Origin of the sequence: Paraburkholderia sp. GAS32 (assembly GCF_050434225.1) — a bacterium.
Taxonomy (GTDB): domain Bacteria; phylum Pseudomonadota; class Gammaproteobacteria; order Burkholderiales; family Burkholderiaceae; genus Paraburkholderia; species Paraburkholderia madseniana.
In genome coordinates this window covers 274,015-298,397 of record NZ_JBNPVS010000002.1, presented here as the reverse complement: position 1 = coordinate 298,397, position 24,383 = coordinate 274,015, and the positions used below count along the sequence as shown (strand labels likewise).

The window sequence follows — 24,383 nt, the reverse complement described above, 5'->3', positions numbered from 1 at the left end:
GAAGGCCGACATCGAAAACGCTTTATTTCCCGTGAAAAACCATCTCACCGGGTTCTTCATCGCGATCAAACGCCTCGGCTGTGTTGGCGAAACCTCGCGTGGCATCCTCCGTGTTGTACAGGTCCATGCACACATCCAGCATGGTGGCATCCGCACCGGGAATGCCGCCACTTGACCAGACCCTGAGCAGGGTGCGCGTGGCTGCGTACGAAAGCGTCGGACCGTCGGAGAGCTGCGTAACCAGCTCGGCAGCAACACGTTCGAGCGCATCGGGTTCAGCCACGTGCGTTGCAATTCCGAGGTCCCGGGCCACGCTGCCGGGAATCGCTTCACCCAGCATCGCGAAACGGGACGCGTTGCTACGCCCCACTCGCTCGGCCAGCCGCTGCAGCGCTCCCGCAATGGGAAGCATCGCCGTCGTGACCTCGACGCACCGGAACACGGCGTCGGTTGACGCCACAATGAAGTCACAGTTCAACGCGAGTTCAAAGCCGCCGCCGAAAGCCAGACCCTGCACCACCGCCACCGTCGGAACGCGCAACGCTTCGATTGCGCGATACGAAGTGTTGATTTCCGCGACGAAGGTGCGAAACCAGTTCAAGTCCTTTCCCGGCCATTCGCGAACCTCGCCACCGAGACTGAAGTTGGGCCCTTCGGCCCGAACGACCAGTACCCGGATGTCGCTTTCGCTGGCTTCATGAACCGCCTGCCGGAGACACTCTGCAAACCGTGCATCGAGACGGTTGTACGGCGGATTCGCCAGAACGATATTCCCGACCTTCCCGTCGCGCTCAAAACGTATGCTTTTCATCGCCTAACCTCACTATTCAGTCAGATTCACCGAGCGCCTGTGACGCTCGGGAATGTTTCGTAATTCAGGAGTTCTCTTGATTCAACGGAATGATCGGAAGAAGCAGATGTGAAGGACGATCCGCGTCACGGTAAACCTTGTGAGTGACCGTGTTGCTGCTGGTGACGTGATACGGAATGTATTCGACATCGGTCATCGCGCCCGTTCCTGTCGGCGCGTCCATGCTGCAGATCTCGATACAGATCCGATGGCCGGCCTTGAACTGGTTTGCCGTTGCGAGCACCTGGATTTCATACTTGACGATCTCGCCAGGTGTGACAGGCGAGATCGACTCTTTCGTCAATTTGTGGAACGGCTCCGCAGGCGTGGATCGCGCAGGATCCGTTGCACGGTATGACGCTTTCAGCCAGCCGCGGGTAAGTTCACGCTCAGGTAGCGTCTCCGGCACCGACCGTTCGCCGACGCGTGCAGTAACCACCGATACGTCCGGACCGACGTCCTTGAGTACGACAATCCAGTTCGAATCCGTCTGATCAATCTCAGCATAGAGCGTCAGCGAAATGGGACCCGCCACCAACACGTCCTGCGCAAGCGGCTCTGTCATGTAACGCAGGCGCTCAACCTTGGACGTCTTTTTGAGCGGCATTTGCGTGAAGACATCAGGTTCCCGATGCGCGTTGCCAACCTCCGCTGAAGGTCGAGGGGCATCTGTGGAAAGCTGCTCCCAGCCTGACAGGTAGTACTTCGCCCATTGCGTCTCCGGCAAAGGCCAGTCACTACCCGTTCGCCATTCGTTGGCGCCCATCACCCAGTAACGGACCGGCGGTTCGTTCATGATGCCGGTATCGATACCCTTCAACCAGTAGTCGTACCAGCGAATAACCTCGTCGTGATACTGATGGAATGGCCGCTCCAGATGCGCAGGGCCCGTAAAGATCAGCTTACGCGGCTGTTTGACATTGCTGAAGTAATGCTGCGCGCCAAGCCAGTGCAATTTGTACGTGTAAGCGTAGGCGCCAGAGCCGGTATAGAACGGCACCTTGATCGACTTGAAAATTTCCTCGGCTCGTTCGACCGTCCCTTCCGGCTCCCAGGGGTTCGTCATGATGTGGTACATCACCCCTGTGCGCTGCCCCTTCTGCGTCAGGATGTTGTACAGATTAATGTACATCTTGTAGTCGGGATTACGCATGGCCGCGCGCCAGAGTTCCTCTTGCGCTTCAGGTAACGTACCCGGCACACCGCGCGGCTCATGCACCGTGCTGAAAACGTCAAGCAGATACGGGAACGTGTGAATGACGCCACCGGGATTGAAATCCCGAAACCCGAACATCCCGCCGTATGCACTACAGGCGTCATACGGAAAAATTGCCTTGAGCGCGGGGTGGCCCTGCGCCGCCGCACGCCATTGTTCACCCGCGAAACCCGAGATACCCACCATGCCGACCTTGCCGTCGGACCACGGCTGCTGCGTGATCCATTCGATCATGTCGTAATGGTCAGTATTCTCCTCGCCGTAGTGGCCCTCCGACTTTGCGGAGCCGCGCGGTTGCGCAATAACGTGTACATAGCCATTGGCGATGAAGCGGCGAGTGTCCCCGGCTTCTATCGGCCCGAACCAGAGCGGCGCATGGGCGGGCTGTGGGGGCAAGACATCCGCAATATCCGGACCCTGGAGATCCTTGTTGTGCAGCGCTGAAGCGTACAGCACGGGATACTTGCCATCCGCATCCGGTCGATAAACGTCTACCGCAAGACGGGTTCCGTCCCGCATCGTTACGACGATGTCGCGTTCTTCAATCATGTCTCCTCCTTCGTTGGCCTGTTCGGCGTCAACAGACGGCCGTCTCAAGGCCGAAAATTTGCTTTACCCGCCGACATGCGCTTTTGCGTTCGCTCATCGAGAGCCGCACGATCAGGCAGGTTCCGTAATTCACTATACTTCACGTCCGTAAAGTATGCAAGACGAACGACGTGCCAAAAAATAAAAGTTTGAATCCCAAATGAATTGCGCCCGAGGAACGGCTACGTGTCCATAACCGCGCGTGCTAGCGCCATACCGTCACTGCGTGGTGCTGTTCGGCAACGGTGGATCATCCGCCGATCCGGTACTGATGTCCGCCACGTGTTCGGTCAGCAATCGCCGTTGTGCAGAGAGCACTCGGGCCATGACGATCATGCATACGCAAGCCATCAAAAGCGGTATCGACAACAACGCACATGTGAGCAGGTACGGAAAACCCGATATGACGATCAGGCCGATCAACGACGAACCGACGATCGACCCGAGCCGTCCGATCGCAACGTTCCAGCCACCGCCAGACGCACGCAGCGCAGTTGGATAGAAAATGCCCGGAATGGTGTTGACGCAGATCAGCGGTCCTCCAACAGCTATGCCGGACAGGAAGACCACGCCCGCGTGCCACTGGGTGGCTTCGGAGATGCCCAACGCGACGACAAGCAGCGAGCCTGCGCCGAACGCCACGGAAACGACCGATGCCACGTTATAGCGACGAACAAGGATGGCGAATAGAACCGCGCCGCCGAGCGCACCGAACTGGAACATCGACGATACTTGCGAGGCGTCGTGCATCGATAGCCCCACCTGCTTCAGGTGGGTCGGCATCCAGCTTCCAATCAGAAAGAACACCAGATAACCCGCAAACTCCGCAAGCCACGTCAACACGGTGCCAAGCCGGTAATTCGCGCTCAACAGCGCCCTGCTTCCGCTGACCGATTCACGCGTTTCCGCGATAAATAGATGCATTCCAGAGCAGTCTAAAGACGGAAACACTTTGCCGAGAATTCGCTGCGCCTCGTCATTGGACCTTCGACTGGCCACGACGTAGAGCGGCGACTCGGGCACTTGCCACGCAAATAAAGCAACGACCCCAAGCGGCAAAAGACCACTCAGTACCAGCATGCCTCGCCACCCCAGTGTCCCGATAGCGAGAGACGTCACCAGACCAGCGGCTGCCGCACCGAAAAGAAATCCACAGTAAGTCGATGCGAGCATCGCTGAGCGTGAACGGTCGGGGCTATATTCCGCGACGATCGCCGACGTAGCCGGCATCGCTGCTCCGATGCCGAGACCGGTTATGAAGCGCAAGGCAATGAGCTGAAATATCGACTGTGCTTCGCTCGACATCACACCCGCGATGCCAAACCATGCGATTGCCACGATGCTCACCGTTCGACGACCGACACGGTCAGCCAGCGTTCCTCCAACAATCGATCCAATCAGCAAGCCAGTGAGTCCAAAAGCCACCAGAGGCGAAAGAGCAGCGCTCGATAGATGCCAATGCTGGCTTATCGCAGGCGCGATAAAACTGATCACAATCGTGTCGAAACCCTCGATCGCCGTTGCCGCGAAGCAGATGAGGAACACGGTCCACTGCTTACGCCCCATAGGCATATCGTTAAAAATCTCGCGCACATCCCGCTGGGCATAGCCTATGCTATTCATCGCATTGTCCTTGATGATCGGCCACCTGGTTTCGGTGTCAATCGGGTTTCACTTGTCTCTCGACAGCAACGACATCACCTGTTCGTCAAAACCGGTGACGAATTCCAACTCGCAACAAACCCTGCGTTTGTCCACTCGACGGTGAAGGAATCAACGTGATCTGCGCGCGAGTCGCCGAACCCGCCGCTTTCAGCAGTTCGGCCGCAAAGTAAATGTCCGTCCGCTTCGAGAGGAAATAGTTGGTGTAGAGATCGATTGCCCGATAGATTGGCGTCGCGGAGGTCGCATCCACCTTGCCGTGCGTGTAGATGTACGCCGCACCTGCGAGCAGAAAGGGCGTAATGAAGTAGCCGACGTTGCCCTCGTAGTTGTCAAACCGCACGTTACTGCCAAGAAAGCCTTTCTTGAATTGCGTCGACGTGTACGTGAAAGCAATTGAAGCGCTGCCGAGCTTGTACGATGCACCTACCCCTGCGATGGATTCGCTTTGCGCGTTCTGCACGTACGGGGCATAAATGATGTTTCGCGGTGTGATGCTATCGAATGCGGCAGCAAACGGATTCTTGATGATCGTATAGGCAGCCGCAACATACAGTGGGAAGCTAATTCCGTTGTAACTTAGTCCCACCGACGTCACGCTATTCGTGGAGAATTGTCCGGGCTGCCCACCAAAGCTATAGAGCGCACCCAATGTGAACCCTGCTATTTTTGGACTGGCGTATTTGACCGAGTTGTTGATGCGTATGCTCCCTCCAACGTTGTCAACGTCACCGGCGTGAGCGAAGTAGACCGCCCAGTTCAAACCGGCTGCAACGGGGGAAAGCATTTCGGCGACTTCCTCGTATTGACGCCCAAGCGTGAACGTCCCATACGGGCTTGAGATTCCAACGTACGCCTGGCGGCCGAACAGACGCCCATTGTTCGACAGGTTTCCGCTGGACACGTCAAAGCCGTTTTCCAACGTGAAGACTGCTTTGTAACCTCCACCCAGATCTTCGGCGCCGCGCAGCCCCCATCTGGACAGTGATCCACCTCCGCTCTGAAGCAACCAGCCTGAATGTCCGTTCTGATTGCTTGTGTAGGTCAGGCCTTCATCCAGCAGACCGTACAGTGTCACTGAACTTTGCGCGTACACCACCACAGGCGTGACACAAAAAAGCGCGGCAGCCAAGGACAATCTCTTCATCTCCAGTCTCCTTTGTCATTTTGAACGCACTACCAAACGGCACATCGAAGGTGCTGAAAGAAGGATATGTCTAAATTTTCCACTCGTATAGTTTAATTTGGATAGGAGTATCCCCAGGTATGTTTCGCCTGACGAATGAAGGGAACGGGTACCCGACTTCACGCAAGGACCTGGAAGGAGATTGAATCTGGCAGCCGATCAGATCGGGAATCGATGGCGACGTCGCGCAGTAGCGACTTTACGAGGACGCCAACTGGCAGAGGAGATGGGGATGTACGGACCGCACGAGATAACAGTATCTCAGTTCAGGACTTTTGCGGACCTTCCCTGAGACGAGATTTTTATCTTCAGGTCGATGCCCTTCTGGGCGATTCAGAGTTTGCGATGAATTGTGCGACTCGTTCGGAAAACGCTTTCGTCGACGCGCATCGCAGGAAAGCATGTTTTTCCTGTTCAAGATGGCGCTCAAGGTTATCTTCGGCCACCATCCCAACAAGCGATTTCATTTCTCTGACCGCTGCCACGGGTACATCGATGACTTTCCGCGCGAGCGCCAGCGTAGTGTCCTGCAAGGAAGCGGGTTCGGCAATGCTCTGGACGAGCCCTAACTGTCCAGCCTCGTCCGCACTCAATGAGTCGCGCGTCAACAGAATCTCCAATGCCCTCGCCGCTCCCAATCGACGCGCCAGATGAAACGACAGGCCACCGTCGCTGGATGTTCCCAGCTTGGCGTAGCCGACGACAAAGCGCGCAGTGCTCGACGCGACCACCAGGTCGCACGCCATTGCCAGCGAAAAGCCCGCACCTGCTGCCGCCCCTTGAACGCTAGCGATCACAGGTATCGGCAAGCGCCGCATCGCCACAATCGTGGCGTGCAGTGCGGTAATTAACGATTCGAGGTAGGAATCGGAACGCTGCAGTCCGTCGAAGATCTGGCGAAGCTCTCCGCCGGCTGAAAATATCCTGCCCTTGGCTTGAAGTATCACTGCACGATGCTTCGACGACCCCTCAACCTCGCGGAGGACGCCCAGCAGTTCATCGCAGAACGCCTTGTCGATCGAGTTCGCGCGTGCTTCGTTCACCAGCGTAACGAAGGCGATGTCGTCACTTGATGTCAGCGTGATTTTGCTTTCCATCTGTCCTTGATCCGTGAATTACATCTGTAGTCGGATTCAGTTCTGTCGTCGGCCGGTCAGAATACCTGGACCAGTCAAGTCATCTTCATTATACTTTACGATATGTCAATTTAAAAGGAAATTGAGCGGCAAGGAGCAGCGGATCGACCGAGCCTGCGGCATGCGCGACGCAATTTTTGTCTGACGATTAGGGGCCTCTTTAGTCTCGTGATTTCTGCCGGCCCAACGGCATGCCTTGCCTCGCTCGAAGTTGTCGGCGCATCAGGCCGGCGGTCGTTAAATAGTGTGTTACTGTGCCGGCCAAATCGACTGTGCTCAACGGGTTCAGCGCGGTCAGGCTTCGGCGGTGAGTGTGTGATACCGTTGCGAAGCCTGCCTTCGTTGACGGTCGCGGCCTGCTGAGCCTACCCGGCGTTAGTCTGTCTGAAGGCGGAAGGCACCGGAGCACAGAAGCAACGCAATAACGAATTTCCCAATCGAGAAACCAAATGGCGGACAGCGCAGGTTCCAAGAACGTTGGTAACAAAAGCAGACCAACCGAACTCAAACGTGCAGAGCAGCAGCGGGCGCAGGAAACCCGCGCCGCGATCCTGAACGCGGCACTTGCCGAATTCGCCACGAAGGGCTTTGAGGCTGCGAGTATTCGTAGCATCGCGGATCGCATCGGCTTGCAACATCCGCTGATCACCTACCACTACCGGTCCAAAGACGTTCTCTGGCAGGCGGTGGCGGAGTTTGTGTTCGAACGCATTCGCCAGGAGTGGGACACCAATCTGACGGATACGCCCCCTGCCATGGCGGCGGACCGGGTAAAACTCGTGTATCGCTCGTTGTTCCGGTTCACGGTTGATTTTCCCCAGTTTCACCGCTTCATGCTGCAAGAGTTCCTCGTGTACAGCCCGCGTTTGCAGTGGCTCGCCGACACAGTGCTCAAGCCGTTGATCAACTGGCTCATTCCACAGATTCGCGCGGCGCAGGATGAAAACACCTTGCCCAAGGTCGAACCGATCCTCCTGCACTACCTCATGATCAGCCTGACATCGACGCTTTCCGGATTCGGCCCGGAAATGCTGGCCACCAGCAATGTCTCTGCGTCCGATCCAGCGGTTGTTGATGCGTATTGGCAGATGGTCGAGACACTCGTCTTCAGCAAACAAGCGGAGACGCCATGTGCGGATAAGGCCGAATCACGTTCGGTCAAGTCAGGTAGCCGGCCCCGCGCATCCGCGCGCGTGAAGAGCAGTTAAAGTATCCCGCGCTACTGCCGGGTTATCCCTCTCGCCAGCAACGACTCGCGCATCCGCGAGTCGTTCGCGCCTTAAACTGATCCTCCTCTACTCCGCCAGGAACATATCTACTAAAGCGATGGGTTTCATCTGAAAATATAGGCTATCCAGATTGCAGGTCGGAGCCTATCGTGCGGGTTTCCGGCAGACGCATCGTCTGCCACTTCGGAGATCATTTTCATGAAACTGCTACACGTAGATTCCAGCATCCTCGGACAAGGCTCCGTCAGCCGCGATCTGTCAGCGGAAGTCGTCGCGACTTTCCGGGCCCGCCATTCCGACCTTACCGTCACTCGTCTCGACCTGGCCGCCACGCCGATCGGCCATCTGACGGCAGCGCACCTCGCGGCCGCGCAAGGTGCTCCGGTCGACGAGGCATTGAAGGCCGACGTCGCCCTGGGACAGGTCGCGCTCGAGGAGTTCCTCGCCGCCGATATCGTGGTTATCGGCTCGCCGATGTACAACTTTGGCGTGCCCTCTCAACTGAAGGCCTGGATCGACCGCATCTCGGTCGCCGGGAAGACGTTCAGCTACGGTGAGCACGGCCCGGTCGGACTGGCCGGCGGCAAGAAGTTGGTCATCGCCTCGTCGCGCGGCGGCGTTTACAGCGAAGGCTCGCCCGTCGCCTTCTTCGATCATCAGGAAACCTATCTGAAGGCCGCGTTCGGCTTCCTGGGCATTACGGATATCACCTTCATTCGCGCAGAAGGCGTGGCGATGGGTGAAGAGACACGCAGTGGGGCCATCGCCTCGGCGAAGAAAGCGACCGCCGCGCTCGCCGCGTGAGATAGCACCGCCATCCACGGGTTGCCAACCGGGTTTCCGAATCGCGCCGAGTGATGGCGCGTCCGGCATCCGCTTGCGCCCGATCGACCAACGCAAAAAGGAACCCCTGCATGACCCATTCCATCCACGGCAACAAACGCTGGCTGGCGCTGATCGTTCTGTGCCTCGGCGTGCTCATGATCGTGCTCGATACGACGATCGTGAACGTTGCCTTGCCGTCGATCGCCGCGGACCTCGGCTTTAGCGAAACCTCGCTGGTGTGGGTGGTCAACGCGTACATGCTCACCTTCGGCGGCTGCCTGCTGCTGGGCGGACGGCTGGGCGATCTCTACGGCCATCGCAAGCTGTTCCTCGGCGGTATCACGCTGTTCACGCTGGCATCGCTCGCATGCGGCCTGGCGAATTCGCAAATCCTGCTGGTGTGCGCGCGTGCCGTGCAGGGTTTGGGCGGCGCAGTCGTCTCCGCTGTTTCGCTGTCGCTGATCATGAATCTGTTCACCGAAGCGGGCGAACGGGCGAAAGCGATGGGTATCTACGGTTTCGTCTGCGCGGGCGGCGGCAGCATCGGCGTGTTGCTCGGCGGTCTGCTGACCAACCTGCTGAGCTGGCACTGGATCTTTCTCGTCAACTTGCCGATTGGCATCGCCGTCTACGCGCTGTGCGTGGCGCTCCTGCCATCGGCACGCGGTCATGCTCATGGCGAACGGCTCGACGTGGCCGGTGCGGCCACAGTCACCGCTTCGCTGATGCTGGCCGTGTACGCGGTAGTGAATGGCAACGAGGCAGGCTGGACCTCGGCGCAAACGCTTGGCCTGCTGTTCGCCGCGCTCGCGCTGCTGGCCGTATTTCTCGTGATCGAAGCGCGCGTGCAGCATCCGTTGATGCCACTCGGTCTGTTCCGCCTGCGCAATGTCGCAACCGCCAATGTGGTCGGTGTGCTGTGGGCGGCGGCGATGTTCGCGTGGTTCTTCATCTCCGCGTTGTATCTGCAGCGCGTGCTCGGCTACCGGCCCTTGCAGGTCGGGCTCGCGTTTTTGCCGGCCAGTCTGATCATGGCGTTCTGTTCGCTGAGCCTGTCGGCGCGCGCCGTGATGCGCTTCGGTCTGCGCGTGCCGCTTGCCGCCGGGCTGCTCTGTGCGGCTTGCGGCCTCGCGCTATTCGCTCGCGCACCGGTTAATGGCAGCTTTGTACTCGACGTGCTGCCCGGCATGATCCTGTTCGGTTTCGGCGCGGGCATTGCATTCAATGCGCTGCTGCTGGCCGCCATGAGCGACGTCGATCCGAGCGACTCGGGCCTCGCGTCCGGCATCGTCAATACGTCGTTGATGATGGGCGGTGCACTTGGACTCGCGGTGCTCGCAAGTCTCGCGGCCGCGCGCAGCGACGCGATGCAGGCTTCTGAAAACGCCGTGGCGGCGCTCAATAGCGGCTACCACGTGGCGTTTCTGTTCGGTGCCATCCTCGCGGCGGCGGCCGGCGTGCTGGGCGGTTTGTTGTTGCGTCCTGGGCAGCCGGGTGGTGCCGGCGAACAGGACAAAAGAAGTCCGGTGGCCGCAAAAGAAGAAACCGCCGCGACCTCGTGACGACGGTGACAAAAGCGCATTCATAAGCAGCACGCTCACCCACGCCACCACGAACCGTCGTAACAGTTACGAATTGGGATCGCCGAGACTGGCCGCGCGCAATCGGTCGAAATCGAGAATGGTGATTTCCCCGGATTTCAGGCTCACTATGCGTTGACTTTCGAGGTTCCTGAGCAACTGATTCGTGGTCTGTCGCGACAGCGACACCATCGAAGCCAGGCTGTCTTGCGAGACCCTTATCCTGCTCTGCGAGGCATTGAGACCGCCATAACCTCCGGCGATCATCAGCAAACGGTTGGCCACGCGCTGTGCCGCGGGCAACAGGGTCATCGCTTCGGCATTCTCGAATGAAACCCGAAGTCTTTGCGCCATCAGCAACGCAAAATCTCGCCAATAACGGGGCGTGGCATCGAGCAGGTTCTGCAGCGCGGCCCCGGGCACGTGCAGCAACAACGTCCTGCTGACGGCCGTGGCGTCGTTCGGCCGCGGCAGCCCATCGAACATCGAGATCTCCCCCACCCATGCAGTCGGTCCGAGCACCGCGAGCAACGCCTCTTTCCCATCCATTCCGACTGTGCCGATAGCGAGCGCGCCGCCCAGCACGGCGTACAGGCCATAAGACTGTTCACCTCGCCGATACAGGAATTGGCCCTTTTCCAGCGTGAGCAGGCTGGCATGGCTGATCAGATCGTCCCGCAACTCGACAGGCAGGCCCCGGAACCATGGGGTCGTTTCGAGTTGTGACCGGTAGCGGTGCAGGCTGGATTCCATTGGCGCGTCGACCTGTCGGGTATCCGACAGATTTTAGGCGGGTTCGCGAACATCATGTGGATTCGCATCTGACGACGCAATGACTTTGGGCCCTGCAGCGTCGCGGGCGCAAAATGAGCGATTTCGCAGGGCGCTATTCAGTGTTGTTCCGGGTTATTCCAGGTTGTCCCATTGCTTGAACCATCGAATAAGGAGTGTCGACGTGGCCTCATCTGCTGTCAGTCTGAAGAACGACGTTTCACCTGCCGAATGGGAAGCGCGAGTCAATCTCGCGGCCGCGTACCGTCTCACGGCGCTGTTTGGGTGGGACGATCTGGTGTTTACCCATATCTCGGCGCGCGTGCCGGGCCCCGAACACCATTTCCTGATCAACCCCTACGGGATGATGTTCGACGAAATCACCGCCTCTTCGCTGGTCAAGATCGGCCTCGACGGCCGCAAGGTTGCCGAATCGCCGTATGACGTCAATCCGGCCGGCTTTACGATCCATAGCGCCGTGCATGCGGCACGCGAAGACGCCCATTGCGTGATGCACACTCACTCGGTCAACGGCGTTGCCGTGTCGGCGCAGGAGGCGGGATTGCTGCCGCTCTCCCAGCAGTCACTGGGTGTGCTGGCATCGCTCGGCTACCACGACTACGAAGGCATCGCGCTCAATGAAGCCGAGAAGCCTCGTCTCGTTCAGGACCTCGGAAGCAACACTTATCTGATGCTGCGCAACCACGGCCTGCTGACGGTTGGCGCGGCGCCGGCGGACGCCTTCGTCGCCATGTACTTCTTTGAAGCGGCCTGCATGATTCAGGTGCGCGCCCAGTCAGGTGGCGGCAAGCTCACGCCCATCCCGCAGCCGATTCTCGCCGGCATCAAGGACCAGATCCGGATGGCGACGCGGGGCCTCACGCCCGGAGCGCTGGTGTGGCCTGGGCTGCTGCGTCGGCTCGATCGCCGCAACCCCGGATATGCCGACTAGCGCAGTCCGTTCGCAAGATGTCCGGCACACGATGGCCTATGCCGGGCAAACAGCGTAAGCATGTATTACGCGTCATAGACCGCGTTTGCCGATTTAACGCAACGCGGATGTAACCTGGTAGGTCACGTGAGAACCTGTATGGCAAAGGTCTTTATCTACGGTGCCGGCTCGATCGGTTGCTATGTCGGCGGACGGCTTCTTGCCGGAGGGAGCGACGTCAGTTTCATTGGACGTGCACGCGTGGCCGACCAGTTGCGCAATCAAGGCATCACGCTGTCGCGGCACGACGAGAGCCGCTGGCATGCCCCATCGGAACGCATCGACGTATCGACGGACGCGGCCAGCGCCGCCGCAGCCGATCTCGTGCTCGTCACCGTCAAGTCTGCCGCGACGCCCACGGCCGCGGCCGAACTGGCGAACGTGCTGCGCCCCGGTACGATCGTCGTAAGCTTCCAGAACGGCATTGGCAATGCGGACGTGCTGCGCGCCGCGCTGCCGCAGCACACGGTGCTGGAAGGGATGGTGCCATTCAATGTTGTCGAACGCGGCCCGGGTGCGTTTCATCAAGGTTCAGCGGGAGAACTGGAGATCAGGCATGCGCCGGCCATGCAACCGTTCGTCGAAGAATTCAGGAGAGCGGGTCTGCCGCTGATCCAGCACGCCGACATGTTGCCGGTGCAGTGGGCGAAGCTGTTGCTCAATCTCAACAATGCCATCAACGCGCTGGCGAACCGGCCTTTGAAGGAGGAACTCTCGCAACGCGCTTACCGGCTTTGCCTCGCGATGGCGCAGAAAGAAGCGCTCGCGCTTCTGAAACGGGACGGCATACGGCCGGCCAGAGTGACGCCGCTTCCAGCCACCTGGATACCGCGTGTTCTCAGCGTACCCGATGCGTTGTTCGAACGGCTGGGCCGCACGATGCTGATGATCGATCCGCTCGCGCGCTCGTCGATGTCCGACGACCTGGCGGCCGGGCGCGCCACGGAAATCGACTGGATCAACGGCGAGGTCGTGCGTCTCGCCCAACGCCTTGGGCAAACGGCACCGGTCAACGCGCGGCTATGCGAACTCGTGCGTGAAGCCGAGCAAGCCAACGTGCGCCCTTCATGGTCAGGCGAAGCATTGCTGGCTGAGATGCGGGCCGCAGCGCATACCACGTTGCCATTGCCCGCAAAAATCTGAACGCCGGCGCACGCGCATCAGGTCGCGGCCATGCCATCAATGGAGTAGATTGATGTCTTGGTCACGCCCCCGGCGTCTGACTTGGGAGAGAATCATGGAAAGTCGTTACGCGGTTTCGCTGGCAGTCGCTGCAAGTCTTGCCGTGTCATTCGCATTTGCTCCGGAAGTCGTGGCACAGACAGGCACTCCCGGGACGAAGCAGATGCAGGACACGCAACGGAAAGCCGAACAAAAGGCTCATAGCGCAGGCAAGAAACCTCACCACAAAAACACGAACCAGAAAGCCGTGCCTCAAAAGGCTGGAAGCGCCGAGCCGGCATCCGCGCCTTAGTTTCGCTGGTTGTCAGGCGGTGCGTGGGCTCAGCGGCTTATCAGATCGCGTCGAAACACTTTCGATGCACGCCTGAAAAACACCGATGGCGCTCGTGCTGAAGAACGCACCGCTGCGGTATGGCAGCGATGGGGTGTAGTGGAGATACCGGCGAGCAGCTCGACCAGACGCTTCAGCTTGCTCATCGTCATGGGAACCTACCCCGCCTCGTCAAACGCAGTACTTCGTGAGAGCGTCTCCCACTCATCAAAATCCTCGAACATGGCAGCAAGCTGTTTGTGCGCAAGGTCAAGCGCGTACTTGCTCGCATGGTAGTAGCCGGCATCTGGCACACCGACAATCGCTGCCTCGCTCACGCCGCGATGAACAGTAAGGGCATGTTCGACTTCGGTCGGCGAGATGTTCGACCCGCCGGACAACGGCGTGTATATCCGTAGCGCCATCATCTAATCTAACGGCACCGTAATAACAGCACGCCCTGCGGCGCGTTTCACCAGTTCCGCGTGGTTGGATGGCTGGCTCCACCATCTTGCCAGTCCGCGCGGATTGCGGTGACCCAGCACAAGCAGGTCCGCGTTGAGCAAGCCTGCGTACCTGGCCATGCTATCGACCACGTTACCTGCTGCAACATATCCGCGCGCAACCGTTCCGCTCGCTCTCAGATGGTCCAGCGCTTCCTTCAGGACCTGCTTCGCCGCGCCTTCCATTTGCAAACACGCCATGTCCGATAGGTACCCAACACTGCAGCCGACAGCCGAGCCAATATCCACAACAGAGAGGACATGAACTGTAGCGGTCAACGCATATCCCAAACGGGTCACGCGCAGTAAGGCCGATCTGGATTCAGGCGATCCGTCGTAGTAGACGAGCAGATTGTAGTGGTCAGGCATGGGGTCCTCGAATCGGGCGATGAATGGCGTTGCGGCGGTTCTGCCTTTTCCACAACACCGTTGACCGATGAGATATTCCAGAACAACGCAGGTTTCTTGTCGCTTGAGACTGTTTTCCGTCGCGGAATAAAAACGCAAGCCCAGGCGTTCGGAGAAGGACGATTCAGAGCCAACGGGATCGAGCAATTCAATCCGTGGAATTCCTGTTCCCTGGTTGCACGCCCCTTCCATTGCGCGCGCCCGGATCGTTCGTTCGCGTGCATCGCAGGTGGAGAGAGACGATTGCGGCGGGCGCCACTCCGAACACAAGAGGAATCCGCGAAAATGAAACTGCGTCAAAAGACTTTTATTGCCTGGTCATTCGCCGCTTGCACGGCAACGCTCACCGCTTGCGGTGGCGGCAGCGACAATTCCACGCCGCCGGCCCCGGTCACTGGGCCTTTCAAGGCCACCATGCTGGTTTCCGACGGCAGTGTGACCGCGCCGAACACGGACGCTAATCTCAAGAACGGCTGGGGCATCGCCTTCAACCCAACCGGCGTCATGTGGGTATCCGACAACAATACGAAAAAGTCGACTCTCTATGACGGCAATGGCGTCGTGCAGTCGCTCGTCGTAACGATCCCGCCCGCGGCAAGTGGGCAAGCTGCCGGTCCGACGGGCATCGTGTTCAATAGCAGCACCGACTTCGAAATTAGCGAAAACGGCGTCACAAGCAACGCGGTCTTTCTCTGGGCCACCGACGCGGGCACGATCGCCGCCTGGTCACCGAAGGTATTGCCGACGCAAGCGGTCAACGCGCACGACGACGGCTCTGGCGGCGCGGTCTACAAGGGCCTCGCCATCGGCACGAATGCCGGTCAGAACCTGCTCTACGCGGCGGACTTCCATAACGGCAAGGTCGATGTGTTCGACAAGTCGTTCAACAAGCTGCAACTCGACGGGCAATTCAAGGATCCCAGCCTGCCTGCCGGCTTGTCCCCTTTCGGAATACGTGTGGTCGGTACAACCGTATATGTGACGTTTGCGAAGCTCGGTCCCGATGGACACACGCAGGTGAACGGCCCGGGCAACGGCGCCGTCGACGCGTTCGATACGGCCGGGCACCTCACGAAGCGCATTGCCCAGGGCGGATCGCTGAATTCACCCTGGGGTCTTGCGGTGGCGCCGGCTAATTTCGGTGCACTGAGCAATGATCTGTTGGTCGGGAATTTTGGCGATGGCACCATCGACGCGTTCGATCCCAATTCCGGTTCGTTCATCGGCGCCATGACGCAATCGGACGGATCGACATTCAAACAGCCGGGTATCTGGGGCATCTCGTTCGGCAACAACGCTGCCAATCAGCCGCTCAATACCTTGTTCTTCGCTGCCGGCCCGACACCGACGACTGGTGTCTATGGTCGGATCGACGTCACCCAATAGCGAACTGGCAGAGGCGGCGGGCGCCCTGAACGCCGACCTCAGCCGCGATCTTCTCATTGAAGCCGTTTTATTCCGTGACGAGGTGACAAGATCCGCGGTTCACGGCGAATAGATTCCATTGGGCAGCCAAGCAGCGAAACGTACCCTGCTCTATACTCGTCAACTTTCTGGATCGGCGCGTTTCGCTTTCACGCTGCATCATGTCCCGCCCCCAGCCATCGTGGCTTGTTCTCCGATACGCCCTCATCGTGATCGTCATTGCGGCTGTCGCAGGAGCGTTCGCGTGGGCCGCGGACTGGATTCAGTGGCCGGGCAGCAAGCCCGCACTGACGCCCGCCCGGATGATCGACGCCTTCGAGAACAGCATGGGCAGGCACGCCGGCTTTCGCCGCAATCATGCCAAGGGAGTCTGCGTAAGCGGCTATTTCGACAGCAACGGAAGCGGCGCCGCACTTTCGCGCGCGCGTGTGTTCGAGCGCGGCCGCACCCCCGTGATCGGCCGCCTCTCCGCACCGGGCGGCAATCCCGCCCAGGACGACGCTAACGCGTCCGTGCGCAGCTTTGCACTGCTCTTCTCGCTGCGCAACGGAGAACAATGGCGCACCGCAATGAACTCCGTGCCGATCTTCCAGGTCGCCACGCCACAGGCGCTGTACGAGCAACTGGTGGCGCTGCGCCCGGATGCGCGGAGCGGCCTGCCAGATCCCGCGAAATTGAGCGCCTTTTTTTCGCAGCACCCCGAAACGACGGCCTTTCGCGCGTGGGTCGATACCCATCCGCCTTCCTCGGCTTTCTATAACGCAAGTTACTTCGGCATCGACGCGTTCCGTTTCGTCGATGCCAATGGCAACACGCGTTTCGTCCGCTGGAGTGTCGTTCCAGACACACCCTATGCGCCTTCGAACGAACGTACTAACCCGGCGCGCGATCCCGACTTTCTCGCGCGCGATCTCGACCTCCGTCTGCAGACCGGCCCCGTTTCCTGGCACCTGATGCTGACGCCGGCAGGCCCGGGGGATCCGGTCGACGACGCGACGCGCGCATGGCCGCCCGAGCGCGAATTGCATCGGGTGGACGCCGGCACGATTGTGATCGAGCGCGCCGAGAGCCAGATCGACGGCGCCTGCCGGGACATCAATTTCGATCCGCTGATCCTCCCCTATGGCATCGCACCCTCAGGCGATCCGCTGCTCGCCGCACGCTCGGCCGGCTACGCGGTTTCGTTCGACCGGCGAACGCGCGAAGAGGTAGGGGCCGGTACGCGTCGCCGCTAGAAAGAACGGCATCGAGACCTTCGTCGATGCAGCAAGGACCACTTTCACGCATTGTTCAGTCTCAAGTTAAACTAGACTGTTCGAACTTCGTGGCGAAAAAACGGTGGCGAACGATAGTCCAAATATTGGTGCGAGGTTGACGTGCTCGCAGTGCTTTCGAACGCGTCTCGGGGAACATGGGAGATTTTCGTTCAATGAACGGTGCAGATTTACCAGGCATGCTTCCCGAAATGCTGCCGCGCTTGTGGGCGTTCGCGCTTCGCCTGTCGGGGGACCAGCATGATGCGGAGGATCTCGTGCAACGCGCCTGCCTGCGCGGGCTCGAACGCGCCCATCAGCTTCAGCCCGACACGGCTCCGTTGAGCTGGATGTTCTCGATCGTCCATTCGACCTGGATCAACGAACTGCGCGCCCGCAGCGTGCGTAAACGGTCCAGTTTCGATTGGGACGACGACTTCCTCGAAAATCTTCCCGACCCCGTCGACAGGGGTCCCGAAACGCAATTGATGCACGGCCAGATCATCGAGGCCGTCGAGCGCTTGCCGGAAGCGCAGCGCGTCGTGATGCTGCTCGTCGCCGTGGAAGGCCTGAGCTATCAGCAAGCCGCCGACGTGCTCGAGGTGCCCATCGGCACGGTCATGAGCCGCCTGTCGCGCGCCCGCCAGGCGGTCGGCGCGCTGCTTGGCGGCGAGATGCCGAAAGTGCGGCCCGCGAAGATACAAAAGGATTCAATCGCATGATGGCTGACGACGCTCAACTTCTCGCTTATGTGGATGGCGGCCTGTCGCCCGAGGATCGCAGCGCGGTCGAAGCGCAACTGCGCGAGTCCGCCGAAGCAAGGGCAAAAGTCGCGCTATTGCGCGCTTCGCGGCTTGATTTCGAGAGCGCCTTCGCACAGCAGAAGCTCCCGCCGGTGCCCGATTCGCTGAAGCTCAAGGTCGACGAGATGGTCCGCGCGCATCGCGCCCAGGAATCGAACGACCCGGTCCTGCCTCCCGGCGAAAAAGCGCCCTCCGAACCCGTGCGCTCGCGCCTGCGCGCCATGCCGGTCTGGCTTGCCGCCGCTTGCGTAGCCGGCGCTTTCGCCTGCGGCCTGTTCGTGCGGCTCGGCCCGCTTGCAAGCGGCGGCGCGCAGATGACCGCCAACGCCGACGTGTCGCCGTGGGTGGCGGCGGCGGTCGGTTATCAGAAGCTGTACACGCGCGATACCGTCGCGTACACGCAGGAAGATCCGGAGGCCGCCGCAAAGGCCGTCAGGGATATTCGCAGCGACGACCGGCTCGCCCTGCGCGTTCCGGACCTGACAAGCGCCGGGCTGACGTTCAAGTCGGTGCAACGCCTGCGCTTCAACAACAAGCCACTCGTGCAGATTGTCTATCTGCCAAAAAGTGGCCCACCCATTGCGCTGTGCGTGATGAAAGACTCGAAACCGGACCAGCCGGTCGCGACGAAGACGGTCGATGCAATGGACGTCGCGACGTGGCGGCAAGCGGAGTTGAGCTATGCGCTGATCGGGAAATCGGGCGACGTCGATCTCGGCGCGCTCGGCAAGCGGATCTCCAATCTCGACATGGCTCCGCTTTTCAGCGATGCCTCGCCGATCGCGCCCGCCACCTCCGGATGACGGCATGCCCGAACGCGTCGCGCGAAAGCGACGCATCGGGCAGTGGCGAACACGCTCACGCAGGCTCGAACAGAATCTTGAGAGTCCGATGGAATAATGCCGGCCCACGGGTGTTGTGTCATTAGCCCCTATGGCGTCATGCAGGTTTGGGCGAGGCGTCCCATTCCGCGAAGAGCGAAGACAGGCCTTATGAATCCGGACGACATCGAACTGATGGCCTACGTGGACGGCACACTGCCCGCCCATGCACGCGAAGCCGTGGAGCGCGCGCTGAACGACTCAGCCGACGCCATGCTACGCGTCGAGAGGCTCAGGGCGTCGCGTCTGCCCTACGCGGAAGCGTTCGCGCAGCAGGCTCTGCCGCCGGTGCCCGAAAGCCTGAGGGCGCGGATTGCCGGGATGGCACGCGCGGCACAACAATCTGCGCAAGATCCCGCTCGGAACGAAGCGCCGGGCCGGCAAGACGCGGTCGCGCCGGCCGGGCGCGATGCGAGCGCCAACGATGCCGCCGTGCCGCATCTTGCCGGCGCCGAGGCGTCAGCGACGATCCGCTCGCGCTTGCGCATCGCGCCCGCGTGGCTCGCCGTCGCGTTCGTCGCGGGGGCGTTCACCTGTGGGTTCGTGCTGCGCCTCGGAAGCGGCACCGGGTCTGCGTCCACGGTCGGCGCATCGGTGGCGTCGGTGGCGTCAGTGGCGTCGGTGGGAACGGGGGTGTCGCCCTGGATCATGGCCGCCGCCGGCTATCAACAACTCTATTCTCGCGACACGCTCGCGAATGTCGAAGCCGACCCCGCGTTGGTGGCGAAAACCACCGCGCAGATTCGCGACGACGACGGCCTCGCCATTCGCATTCCGGACCTGAGCGTTTACGGCCTCACGTTCAAGCGCGTGCAGCGCCTGCGTTTCAACGACAAGCCGCTCATTCAGATCGTCTATCTGCCCAAACAGGGCGCGCCCGTCGCCTTGTGCGTGATGAAGGAAGCCAAGCCCGACGCGGGCACGGCAACGCGGCAGGTTGCGTCGATGACCGTCGTCACCTGGCGTCAGTCCGAACTCGGCTACGCACTGATCGGGCCGCCCCGCGGTCTCGATCTGAATGCGCTGGGCAACAGCATTTCCACCCGCCGCACCGCGCAGCTCTTCGGGACCTAGCCTGCGCCCTTTTCGCTCGCTGTCCTCGATGCGCCGTTCTTTCAGCCACGGAGTAATTCGGGCGCTTCGCTGTTGTGTTGAAGAGACCGGCGTTGACCGGCATCGTCAACCTGCGAGCAAAGCACATGACTTATCGACTGCGGGCATGGACCCTGGGTATCGTTTTGCTGGCTGCGCTGACTAGTCATGGGACTCAAGGGGTACCATCCGCTGCCGCTTACTACTTGAAAAATGTATAGGTGGCGATGTACGGCGAGCTGCCTGCCGCATGTTCGACGGTGCAAGGTGCTGTCGGCTTGGCGCCGCCTGCGGTCATCGTGCGTTGCACGTAGCGCACCTCGCTCAACATTCCCTTCGCGCCCGTCGAGCGTGTTTCCAGCAGGAGCTGTGGCACGCCGTTCTGCGTTTCGCTTGGCATCTGCGCGAGGACATGGCCCACGATCCGGCTACCGTCGCGGGCTTCCCAGGAGGGGCCCGCCGAATGCTCGATCACGGCGATCCCGGCCGTATCGAACAACGTGGCGCGCGGACTGCGGAACACCCAGCCGAGCGTGTGGTTTGCATCGTATTCGCAGGAATAAATCTGGACGCCGGATGCGGCCGCGCTCAAGAGCGCTCGTGCATCGGGCGGGTCGATCGGCGCAGCGCCGGCCGGCGTGCCGATTACTGCCAACAGCCATACGGCGCTGATTGAATGGCGTATCCTGCGTGGCAAGCGAACCATGGCGATGCTCCTTTTGACCCGATACGATGAAAGCGTGAAACTGCCCCGCGACTTGTCAGACACGGTCAAGATTGGCTGAGGCGAACGCCCAGTTCAGGTGACGCGAGACCGTCGCGACCAGATAGTCCGGTCGACGATTCTGATAGTCCAGGTAGTACGCGTGCTCCCATACATCGACGGTTAGCAGCGGCACGAGTCCGCGCGTAAACGGCGTTTCCGCGTTGCTCGTCTTGACGACCGCGAGTTCTCCGCGATCGAGCACGAGCCATCCCCAGCCACTGCCGAACTGCGATGCCGAAGTCGCGACGAGCGCCTTCGCGAGTGCATCGACGGAACCGAACTTACGGGCGATCGCCGCCTGAAGCTTCTCGCTCGGCGCGCTCGGCGCTGGACTCAACGAGTTCCAGTAGAAGTTGTGGTTCCATGCTTGCGCGGCGTTGTTGAAGACGTCTGCGAGCGCGGGCTGGTCATGCGACTGCATGATGATCTGCTCGAGCGATGCCTGTTCGAGCGGCGTGCCGGCAAGGAGCTTGTGCAGATTGTCGAAATAGGCCCGGTGGTGCTTGCCATGATGTATGCCGATGGTGCGCGCCGAAATGGTCGGTTCAAGTGCATTGTCGGCCCATGACAGCGGCGGCAGGGTTTGCGGCGACGAGCCGAGAAATGCCGGAACGACGCTCGTTGCCATGCTTGCGGCGGGCTCGGCGTCGCCGGCGGCCGCGCCGTAGGCAAGCTTCGAAAACAGCACGCTGAATGAGGCCATGGACCCCGCTGCCATCAGACGCCGCCGGGAAATGAGGGTATTGAGCATGTCCGAACCTGTTGTTGTGTGGGCGACCGGTTCACCCGGGCTGCTCATACAACAGCTCGTCATTGCGATCTATTCCACGTCGCTTCGAAATCTCCCCGCGCGCGGAAAGCCTCGCGTTCTGCTCCTCGCGCCCCTCCTCGTCTATCACCAATGCCATATAGCCGAGCCCGCGCCCGACACACATACTGCAATCAACCTAAGCGTCTCTGCAACCTCGCCCGATCGCACTCACTCCGTTCCACGGAGCGACCCGCTTTCTCCCTGGACACGGCGCACATCGGCGCTTCGGTTCGGCGCAGCGGGCGCATGCGCCGCCATTTCGAAAGGAGAGTCAAAATGAAGACAGCACTTTTACTGGTCAGCGGCGTGCTCTGCGCGTGCTCATGGCAGGCAAACGCGCAGGAAACCACTGCGCAACAGCCGCCGACGGCAACCGAAATCCTGAACAGTTCGCAAGGGTCAGACATGTCCACCAACTCGATGTCGGGCGGCGCCGCGATTCAACAAGGCAAAACCCGTGCCGATGTCTATCAGGACCTCGTGCGCTCGCAGCACAACGGAGAAGCGGCAAGGCTCCAGCAGCTTTTCAAGGGAGGTCAATGATCTTTCGGTCCGCTCCGGAGCGCGGCAGTGGGTGCACGTGACGCAGGTGACGCACGACGGAGGCCGGGGTGAACAAGACTCGGTCCTCCTCGCGCTATGGCCTCGCTACAGCTTGATACCTCTTTTCTTCCAGCGCGGCGAAGGCAACCTGCCGGAGCCAGCCCGAATCTCAAGCAGACGCGGCACATAGGCATGTTGACCGATCGGTACCGGCGGTGGGTTCAACGTGCCGAAGCATGGGCCTACCAGGTGAGGGACCGCCGCGACCTGATCTGGATCGAGGGAATTCGCCTCGGTTTCGATCCACACGCGAGCGGAAGGCTGAGGCGTGAACGTATTGGGCTGCAATCCATTCGCGTACTCGATGATTTTTTGCCGCGCCAGCAAGCGGGCCACCTGCGGCGCCGCGGCGCTGGTTCCGCTCAACGCAACGAGGCAGCCACTGTGCGTACTCGCGGCCAGCACGCCTGCGCATGCGACGGAGTCTTCGCTGACCGCAGCCGCGTCCGGACCGGATCGCTGCGTCGCCAGAAGAGAAGGTCCGGTCGATGAGTATGTCGCAGCGCGTCCGTCAGTCCTGCGATAGGCACCGACTACGACGGTGTGCTCGCCGGTCGCGATGGAACTCAACGTGCCGCCACGCTTGATCCACGTCGACGGATTGCCTTCGTCGAAGTCCCGCACGTGGGCTCCAAAAACAAACCGCTTGTACGCCAGATCCTCGAAGCGCGACTGGCGCCCTCGCAGTGGATAGCCGTAGGCCGTTTCATTGCGCTGCACCCACGCGTGAATCTCCAGATCGTCACTCGACCCGTTCGTCAGCGTCACGGTCCAGTTGCCCGCCGGCGCCGGATCGCGCTGAGGCTGATTCATCGTCGTAGGGGCGAGTGCGATCAGGATCATCTTGCAGTCCCCCGTCGCGACGCGATCCAGATAGACCGCCGTGCACAGCACATTGCGCCCCGGTTGCCACGTGTAGAGATTCTCGACGGGAAACGCGGGGCTCTTGTCTCCCCCGGGCGGCGTGATCTGAACGGTCAGGTTGGATGCATCGACATCCTTCGGCAACCATATCTCCAGAAAACCAGGCGTGGCGCAGTCGGGCAGGACGCGCCACTTGATCGGGCTCGACCTTCCTTTCCCAATCGAGAGATCCGCGTGACAGCGCAGCATGTTGCTGTTTCCCGCGGGGACGACGATGGATAGATCGCGATGCAGGCCGATCAGTTCGTCCATCGCGCTTTCAATGATCGAACTGCCGTCGTGCGGACCCGCCATATAGCCGTAGCTCAGGTTGAGTACAACCGAGTACCCCGCGCCTTCGGCAAGATCGTCGGCGCGACGCAGGAGGTAGCGGATCGCGTCGAGTGCATGAACGGCGAACCAGAGCCCGGACGTGTCGCGAATCGTTCGCCCTGCCGTCCTGAACTGGACGCACAGGATACGCGGCGGTTGAACCGTTCCCGTCCGCTCGCCTTCCAGGGTCAACGCGGCGGCCTCGATTTTGTTGTGCCTCACGCCGCACGCGAGATCCATCACCTCGGTGCCGTGCGCCCAGCGTTTGCGCGCGCCGACGTAACCGTTGAGCCGATACACGGCGTCTTCATCCACGAGTCCTTTGGTCACGCACTGATTGAGCAAGCCGTTTATGTCGGCGCCGGCTAGCTCACGCCCGTAGTGCACGCCAAGCGGCGCCGCCGCCGCGTCATCCTGATTCCAGAAGTATTCGATGCGGGTCAACGGAATATCGGCGACGGAACGAAAGCGTTCGTGAGCGAACGCCAGACCGTCGTCCATGACACCCATGAAGACGGCGTGCGGCGCGTCAGTGGCCACTGCGCCCGGTTGAACGACGGGACCGAAGATGGGCGGCGTTCCCGGCATGGACGCTTCGGAACCAGGAGCCACAGACTGCACCGCGTCGCCAGGAGCGATCGGCATCCCGAGTTCAAAGCGCTTCACGACACCCTTCATGGCGCCATCGATTTCGGTGAAGAACTGCTTTGTCACGATCGCAGTCAGGAAGCGCGACGCTTCCAGATCATGCGGCGGAAAGCGATAGACAGTCGATACTTGAATCCAAGACTTCCACGCGGCATTCGCGTTTTCCAGACTCTCCGCGAACGTCTGCGCGGTAAGGGGCGGAGCGCCCGCCACTGGCCAGTGCGCTTCCAGTTCGAGGATGACGCGCACCCAACCGGTGGGTTGCCCACCGAGGTGAGCAAACGCCGTTGTGTCCGCCCACGCCAGATAGGGGTCGGCGCGGGTGCTGTTAGCGGCGCGTCCGATCCAGTTGAGACCGCTCCACGCGCCGCCGCCCGCCAAAGATTGCCAGCTCATATGCCACCTCGTATGCCACCCTTTCTGCACGC

The 24,383-nt window shown here is 60.7% G+C and carries 22 protein-coding genes; 11 read left to right on the top strand and 11 right to left on the bottom strand.

All coding sequences use genetic code 11. The features are described from left to right. Positions 1 to 22: 22 nt before the first annotated feature. From P3T25_RS03345 to P3T25_RS03325, 5 genes are all read right to left on the bottom strand, one after another. On the bottom strand, positions 23 to 811 hold the full coding sequence (locus P3T25_RS03345; RefSeq protein ID WP_429357475.1) for an enoyl-CoA hydratase/isomerase family protein: 789 nt from the start codon (positions 809 to 811) through the stop codon (positions 23 to 25). A 64-nt stretch (positions 812 to 875) separates the two neighbouring features. Beyond that, positions 876 to 2,615, bottom strand: coding sequence for a CocE/NonD family hydrolase (locus tag P3T25_RS03340; RefSeq protein WP_429357474.1), 1,740 nt, complete (start codon positions 2,613 to 2,615; stop codon positions 876 to 878). 258 nt (positions 2,616 to 2,873) lie between these two features. Next, complete coding sequence (locus tag P3T25_RS03335) at positions 2,874 to 4,277, bottom strand: MFS transporter (RefSeq protein ID WP_429357473.1); 1,404 nt, start codon at positions 4,275 to 4,277, stop codon at positions 2,874 to 2,876. A gap of 85 nt (positions 4,278 to 4,362) precedes the next feature. Next, on the bottom strand, positions 4,363 to 5,463 hold the full coding sequence (locus P3T25_RS03330) for a porin (protein ID WP_154559747.1): 1,101 nt from the start codon (positions 5,461 to 5,463) through the stop codon (positions 4,363 to 4,365). A 347-nt stretch (positions 5,464 to 5,810) separates the two neighbouring features. Further along, on the bottom strand, positions 5,811 to 6,599 hold the full coding sequence (locus P3T25_RS03325; protein WP_429357472.1) for an enoyl-CoA hydratase/isomerase family protein: 789 nt from the start codon (positions 6,597 to 6,599) through the stop codon (positions 5,811 to 5,813). Between the two features lie 488 nt (positions 6,600 to 7,087). Here P3T25_RS03325 and P3T25_RS03320 point away from each other — a divergent pair, with 488 nt between their 5' ends. The 3 genes from P3T25_RS03320 (at position 7,088) to P3T25_RS03310 (ending at position 10,254) form a co-directional block, all read left to right on the top strand. Then, entirely contained in the window at positions 7,088 to 7,846 is a 759-nt protein-coding gene (locus P3T25_RS03320) for a TetR/AcrR family transcriptional regulator (protein WP_429357471.1), read from the top strand. 219 nt (positions 7,847 to 8,065) lie between these two features. Continuing rightward, positions 8,066 to 8,671, top strand: a complete 606-nt coding sequence (locus tag P3T25_RS03315; protein ID WP_429357470.1) for an FMN-dependent NADH-azoreductase — start codon at positions 8,066 to 8,068, stop codon at positions 8,669 to 8,671. Positions 8,672 to 8,781: 110 nt separating this feature from the next. Continuing rightward, positions 8,782 to 10,254, top strand: coding sequence for an MFS transporter (locus tag P3T25_RS03310; RefSeq protein ID WP_429357469.1), 1,473 nt, complete (start codon positions 8,782 to 8,784; stop codon positions 10,252 to 10,254). 66 nt (positions 10,255 to 10,320) lie between these two features. Here the strand turns inward: P3T25_RS03310 and P3T25_RS03305 are convergent, their stop codons facing one another. Continuing rightward, on the bottom strand, positions 10,321 to 11,025 hold the full coding sequence (locus P3T25_RS03305; protein ID WP_429357468.1) for a Crp/Fnr family transcriptional regulator: 705 nt from the start codon (positions 11,023 to 11,025) through the stop codon (positions 10,321 to 10,323). A gap of 202 nt (positions 11,026 to 11,227) precedes the next feature. On the opposite strand from P3T25_RS03305, the gene P3T25_RS03300 reads away from it, so the two are divergent. Both P3T25_RS03300 and P3T25_RS03295 read left to right on the top strand, forming a co-directional pair. Continuing rightward, positions 11,228 to 11,995 carry a class II aldolase/adducin family protein gene (locus P3T25_RS03300; protein ID WP_266257726.1) on the top strand — a complete coding sequence of 256 codons (768 nt, stop codon included), beginning with the start codon at positions 11,228 to 11,230 and terminating at the stop codon, positions 11,993 to 11,995. Between the two features lie 138 nt (positions 11,996 to 12,133). Further along, positions 12,134 to 13,177, top strand: coding sequence for a 2-dehydropantoate 2-reductase (locus P3T25_RS03295; RefSeq protein ID WP_429357467.1), 1,044 nt, complete (start codon positions 12,134 to 12,136; stop codon positions 13,175 to 13,177). Positions 13,178 to 13,705: 528 nt separating this feature from the next. Here P3T25_RS03295 and P3T25_RS03290 read toward each other — a convergent pair. Beyond that, a complete protein-coding gene (locus tag P3T25_RS03290) occupies positions 13,706 to 13,951 on the bottom strand; it encodes a hypothetical protein (protein WP_429357466.1) in 246 nt (81 codons plus the stop codon). Between the two features lie 3 nt (positions 13,952 to 13,954). After that, complete coding sequence (locus P3T25_RS03285) at positions 13,955 to 14,629, bottom strand: universal stress protein (protein WP_429357465.1); 675 nt, start codon at positions 14,627 to 14,629, stop codon at positions 13,955 to 13,957. 93 nt (positions 14,630 to 14,722) lie between these two features. Here P3T25_RS03285 and P3T25_RS03280 point away from each other — a divergent pair, with 93 nt between their 5' ends. The 5 genes from P3T25_RS03280 (at position 14,723) to P3T25_RS03260 (ending at position 19,873) form a co-directional block, all read left to right on the top strand. Then, entirely contained in the window at positions 14,723 to 15,823 is a 1,101-nt protein-coding gene (locus P3T25_RS03280) for a TIGR03118 family protein (RefSeq protein WP_429357464.1), read from the top strand. A gap of 200 nt (positions 15,824 to 16,023) precedes the next feature. Further along, a complete protein-coding gene (locus tag P3T25_RS03275) occupies positions 16,024 to 17,097 on the top strand; it encodes a catalase family peroxidase (RefSeq protein WP_429357463.1) in 1,074 nt (357 codons plus the stop codon). A gap of 194 nt (positions 17,098 to 17,291) precedes the next feature. Beyond that, complete coding sequence (locus P3T25_RS03270; protein WP_429357462.1) at positions 17,292 to 17,837, top strand: RNA polymerase sigma factor; 546 nt, start codon at positions 17,292 to 17,294, stop codon at positions 17,835 to 17,837. Beyond that, positions 17,834 to 18,721 (top strand): anti-sigma factor family protein, encoded by an 888-nt coding sequence (locus P3T25_RS03265; RefSeq protein WP_429357461.1) that lies wholly within the window; start codon positions 17,834 to 17,836, stop codon positions 18,719 to 18,721. The genes P3T25_RS03270 and P3T25_RS03265 overlap by 4 nt, the downstream gene beginning before the upstream one ends. A gap of 189 nt (positions 18,722 to 18,910) precedes the next feature. Next, positions 18,911 to 19,873, top strand: coding sequence for an anti-sigma factor family protein (locus tag P3T25_RS03260; RefSeq protein ID WP_429357460.1), 963 nt, complete (start codon positions 18,911 to 18,913; stop codon positions 19,871 to 19,873). A gap of 220 nt (positions 19,874 to 20,093) precedes the next feature. On the opposite strand, the gene P3T25_RS03255 is transcribed toward P3T25_RS03260, so the two are convergent. Both P3T25_RS03255 and P3T25_RS03250 read right to left on the bottom strand, forming a co-directional pair. Then, entirely contained in the window at positions 20,094 to 20,597 is a 504-nt protein-coding gene (locus tag P3T25_RS03255) for a DUF3455 domain-containing protein (protein WP_266257717.1), read from the bottom strand. A 55-nt stretch (positions 20,598 to 20,652) separates the two neighbouring features. Further along, positions 20,653 to 21,285 (bottom strand): superoxide dismutase, encoded by a 633-nt coding sequence (locus tag P3T25_RS03250; protein WP_429357536.1) that lies wholly within the window; start codon positions 21,283 to 21,285, stop codon positions 20,653 to 20,655. Positions 21,286 to 21,744: 459 nt separating this feature from the next. On the opposite strand from P3T25_RS03250, the gene P3T25_RS03245 reads away from it, so the two are divergent. Further along, positions 21,745 to 22,011, top strand: coding sequence for a hypothetical protein (locus P3T25_RS03245; RefSeq protein WP_154559715.1), 267 nt, complete (start codon positions 21,745 to 21,747; stop codon positions 22,009 to 22,011). 105 nt (positions 22,012 to 22,116) lie between these two features. Here the strand turns inward: P3T25_RS03245 and P3T25_RS03240 are convergent, their stop codons facing one another. Next, positions 22,117 to 24,351, bottom strand: a complete 2,235-nt coding sequence (locus P3T25_RS03240) for a S8 family serine peptidase (RefSeq protein ID WP_429357459.1) — start codon at positions 24,349 to 24,351, stop codon at positions 22,117 to 22,119. Positions 24,352 to 24,383: the final 32 nt, after the last annotated feature.